The organism is Microcystis sp. LEGE 08355, from assembly GCF_015207185.1.
Taxonomy (GTDB): domain Bacteria; phylum Cyanobacteriota; class Cyanobacteriia; order Cyanobacteriales; family Microcystaceae; genus Microcystis; species Microcystis panniformis.
Genome location: NZ_JADEXI010000423.1, coordinates 1 through 4,068, shown reverse-complemented (window position 1 = coordinate 4,068; position 4,068 = coordinate 1). Strand labels below are relative to the sequence as shown.

Below are 4,068 nucleotides of genomic sequence, written 5' to 3'. Positions count from 1 at the left end.
CTGAATACTTTTGGGCTAAGGAGAAATTTTTATTCGTGGTTCACTTAATTTTTTAAGGAAAGGTTTTTAAATTTTTCTGTAACTTTTGTCCTGTATTGTTTCTAGCGAATAACTGTAGGATGGTACTTGAACGTAGCTCGCTGTTCGATCGTTCGTTAAGAAAAATGACTGGAAGGGTGATACTTGGTCATGCGTTTGGTAGCATGGCGGGAGAAGAAATGTAACTGTTATGGGCAAACCACAAATCGCCGTCCGAATTCCCCCACCTCTCCTCGCCGAACTCAACCAGTACGTCGAGCGGATTGGCACGTCCAAGACGGATGTGATTGTCAGTGCGATCTCGCGTAGCGAGTGCCTTCGGCAACGCTGCTTACTTGGGCTGTGCCGAGACTGTGCCGTTGAGTCAGAGGATGGCGGAGGTTGAGAGAAAGATAATGGAATTAGAAAGTTTGGCTAAAGGTAAGCGAGATAACATTTAGGGGAAATCAACACAATGACCGAAGATATCGCGACTCCCAGCAAAATATGGATTATTACGGGTGACTCTGATCTTCAAAAAACGCCCACCGGCGCTAGAAGTAGCCGTGATACCGGGGGAAGGCTTGAAGGAAAGGAAAAATCGCCCGAAGTTGCGGCCACCGAAAGAAGTCAAGTGGATGTGTCCAAACTGAAGCTAGAAATGCAGGGCTTTCTCAAAGCGATGCGGGAAATGCTCGATGAAGCCGATCCTCCAGGCACTAAAATCCGGCTCGATGAAGTGGAACTGTCTGTAGAAATTAATGGGGAAGGACAAGTTAGCCTGTTTGGGGTCGGGGGCAAAGCAGGAGGGAAAGGAGCGATGACGTTTAAGTTCAAGAGAAAAGATGGCTAAAAACTGGGTGATAGCGATCGGCATCAACGAGTATGACAACCTCAAGCCGCTGAAATACGCCAAGAAAGATGCGGAAGCGATCAAAGCTTGGTGTGAAGGGGAGGGAGGATTTGATCGCAGTGGGATATTTCTCTTTACCGAAGATTCTCCACCCATTCCTGCTAGTCCCCCCATTCCCACGCAGCTAACCCACGGTCGTCTCAAGCGGTTTCTTCAGAGGCAGTTCGAGACTCCCCTGCTTAAGTCTGGAGACAATCTCTGGTTTTTCTTTGCCGGTCATGGCAGGCGCTATCAAGACAAAGACTATCTGATGCTCCCTGATAGCGATCCGGGTAATGTAAGAGAAACGGCTGTATCGGTGGATTATGTTACCGAGCGGCTGCGGAGGTCTGGGGCGGATAACGTCGTACTATTATTAGATGCCTGTCGAGATGAGGACAGCCGAGGCGGTCTGGGCATTGGAGAGGAGGAGCATCAGGGAGTCATAACCTTTTATTCCTGTACTGCCAATCAGCAATCTTGGGAGATCGATGAGTTACAACAAGGCTCATTTACTCATACGCTGCTGGAAGGATTACGGCGGCAAGGAGAAGCCAATTGTGCTACGGTCGAGCGTCTAGACGAACATCTGCGCCGTCAAGTCGAGCAAACTAACGCTAGATATGGGAAACCGAGACAGAATCCCTATCTGAAAGCAGAACCGCCCCACAAGCTCTATTTTATTTTGTTAGAACAAGTTGCCACGCTTAGGGACGTGCAACCCCTAAAATATCAGGCTTCCTTAGCAGAAAATAGGGGCGACCTTGACTTAGCTGAACAGTTATGGATTCGTGTCTTAGGAGCATCTCGTGGCGATTTAGAGGCGATCGAAGCTATCAAGCGCATCGCTCTAAGACAGTCTTCGATTCCTTTTACGCGTCGCGAATACGTCACGGGGTCTGAGGAAAATAGGTCATCGTCCCCTAAACCTTCTCAAGAAACTGGACTCAAGGTATTTAACTTTGAGGTGGTGCGAGTAAATGCGAAGGGTGAGCAAATTAGAAAAGAGTCGAAACAGTCCCAATATTTCAGCCAAGATTTGGGCAACGACATCACCTTAGAAATGGTCGCCATTCCGGGGGGAACTTTCCTGATGGGAACAGAAGACGAGGAAATCGAAAGACTGGTTAAAAAATTTAATTGGGAAGGATTTAGAAAGGAAAGACCACAACATGAAGTAACTGTCCCACCCTTCTTTATGGGTAAATACCCCATCACCCAGGCCCAGTGGAAAGCGATCGCCTCTCGCACGGATTTAAAAGTAGAAAAAGACCTTGATCTCAACCCGGCCCATTTTAAAGACCGTCTCGATAGCGATCGCCGTCCCGTGGAACAAGTCAACTGGTACGATGCGATCGAATTCTGTGCGAGATTATCAAAACTAACGGTTCGGGAATACCGACTACCGAGTGAAGCGGAATGGGAATACGCTTGTCGTGCTGGAACCACCACCCCATTCTACTTTGGGGAAACCATTACGGGGGAATTGGCTAACTACAATGCCAGTAATACCTACGCAGAAGAAGCGAAGGGAGAATATCGAGAAGAAACGACTCCCGTGGGACAATTTCCCCCCAATGCCTTCGGACTCTACGATATGCACGGTAATGTCTTGGAATGGTGCGCCGATACCTGGCACGATAATTATGAGGGTGCGCCGACGGATGGCAGTGTCTGGATAAAAAATGGGGATGATAATCGTTCTCTATTGCGGGGCGGTTCTTGGTACTTCAGTCCGAATTTCTGCCGTTCCGCTTTCCGCCTCAGCGGCAGCCGCCGCGACGGCAACTTCAACGTCGGTTTTCGCGTGGTGTGCGGTGCCGGGAGGACTCTGTAACCCTTTTCCCCTTTTTTTCCCTTTTTACCCTCATTCCCTATTTTTTCTTTTTTTTTTCTTTCCCGCCCTTAGGCGGGTCGATTTTTTTGAGAAAATGGCATTAATGTTAAATTTTATTAAGGCAATGAAAGAATTAGCTGAAAATTCACCCGATCTCGCGTAGCGAGCGCGTTGCGACCGAAAGTCAACTTTTTGCCACTAAATACGGTGCTAGTTTCCTCGGTTTTCGTATTCTACCCGACCGAGTTCGTGTCAGGAATAGTAACCTTCATCGGGGTAGGAGAAGACTTAGACGATTGCAACAAGATTATGCGATCGGTACAATTGAATGGCAAGATGTAGAACGACCGCTGACTAGCTGGATGGCACATCTAGAACACGGTGACACCTGGCAACTAAGAAAACAGATATTCGATTCCGTTCTATTATCCTTGTTGGCCCACCCGATTCTTTTCCTGGAGCAAGGAGAGGAAAAATGATCGGGGCGCTTAAGTGCGCCCCAGTTTTGGCTAATAACCGCGCCAAACACCAACCAAAACCCCTTGCACTTGTACTTGTTCAGTATTGGCTGTAATTGGTTGATATTTTTGATTGGAGGGTTGGAGAGTGATGATTTCGCCTTCTTGGTAGAAACGTTTTAAAGTAGTGCCGTGGCCTTCGACTCTAGCGGCGACGATTTCCCCATTGGACACCGCTTCATTACCCGTGAGAGAACGCATGATCACCAGATCCCCATCGGCAATATGATCCTCGATCATACTGTCTCCGGAAACGCGCAGAGCATAACAGTCTTGGCTGCGTTGCAACAGGTTAGAAAGATCGAGTTTTTCTTCCACATCGGTGAAGGGTTCCACTAAACCACCAGCTGCGATCACACCTAGAACTGGTAAACCTTGCACTGGTTGTTTGAGAATCCGCAGGGTGCGTGCTTTTCCTTCTGTCCAATCAATATAGCCTTTGGTGCGTAAACGTTCTAAACGGCTTTGAATCGGTGCGGGAGAGCGTAAATTCATTGCTCGCATCATTTGCCGGATGGAAGGGGCGTGCTGAGTAGTGCGAATGTACTCAATTAGCCAGTCGTACAACTCCTGTTGCGCTTGAGTAAGGGATTCGAGGTTAGTCATGATCTATTTTCCTATCCTTGGGTTAAGATAATTTGTACTTTAGTTCATTTGTGTTCAACCTAGTACATCTTAACTTCATCGGCCGACTAAATCAACTGATTATTAGATCTCTTGCGAAAATCAAAAATTGTCGTGCTTGGTTAGGAGACTCCGAGACAGGAGACTCCGAGACAGGAGATTATTTCTATTTATTCTTC

The 4,068-nt window shown here is 47.6% G+C and carries 5 protein-coding genes; 4 read left to right on the top strand and 1 reads right to left on the bottom strand.

The features are described 5' to 3' along the window. Positions 1 to 189 precede the first annotated feature (189 nt). The 4 genes from IQ242_RS18350 to IQ242_RS18335 all read left to right on the top strand — a co-directional run bounded on the left by IQ242_RS18350 (position 190) and on the right by IQ242_RS18335 (position 3,226). Complete coding sequence (locus tag IQ242_RS18350) at positions 190 to 348, top strand: hypothetical protein (RefSeq protein WP_193746263.1); 159 nt, start codon at positions 190 to 192, stop codon at positions 346 to 348. 145 nt (positions 349 to 493) lie between these two features. Next, the gene (locus IQ242_RS18345; RefSeq protein WP_193960960.1) at positions 494 to 871 is read left to right on the top strand and encodes a hypothetical protein; all 378 of its coding nucleotides are present in this window, start codon (positions 494 to 496) and stop codon (positions 869 to 871) included. Next, complete coding sequence (locus IQ242_RS18340) at positions 864 to 2,747, top strand: SUMF1/EgtB/PvdO family nonheme iron enzyme (protein WP_193960959.1); 1,884 nt, start codon at positions 864 to 866, stop codon at positions 2,745 to 2,747. Before IQ242_RS18345 ends, IQ242_RS18340 begins: the two co-directional genes overlap by 8 nt. A gap of 296 nt (positions 2,748 to 3,043) precedes the next feature. Continuing rightward, positions 3,044 to 3,226, top strand: a complete 183-nt coding sequence (locus tag IQ242_RS18335; protein ID WP_193960958.1) for a hypothetical protein — start codon at positions 3,044 to 3,046, stop codon at positions 3,224 to 3,226. A gap of 30 nt (positions 3,227 to 3,256) precedes the next feature. On the opposite strand, the gene lexA is transcribed toward IQ242_RS18335, so the two are convergent. Further along, positions 3,257 to 3,871 carry a transcriptional repressor LexA gene (lexA, locus tag IQ242_RS18330; protein WP_052277896.1) on the bottom strand — a complete coding sequence of 205 codons (615 nt, stop codon included), beginning with the start codon at positions 3,869 to 3,871 and terminating at the stop codon, positions 3,257 to 3,259. Positions 3,872 to 4,068: the final 197 nt, after the last annotated feature.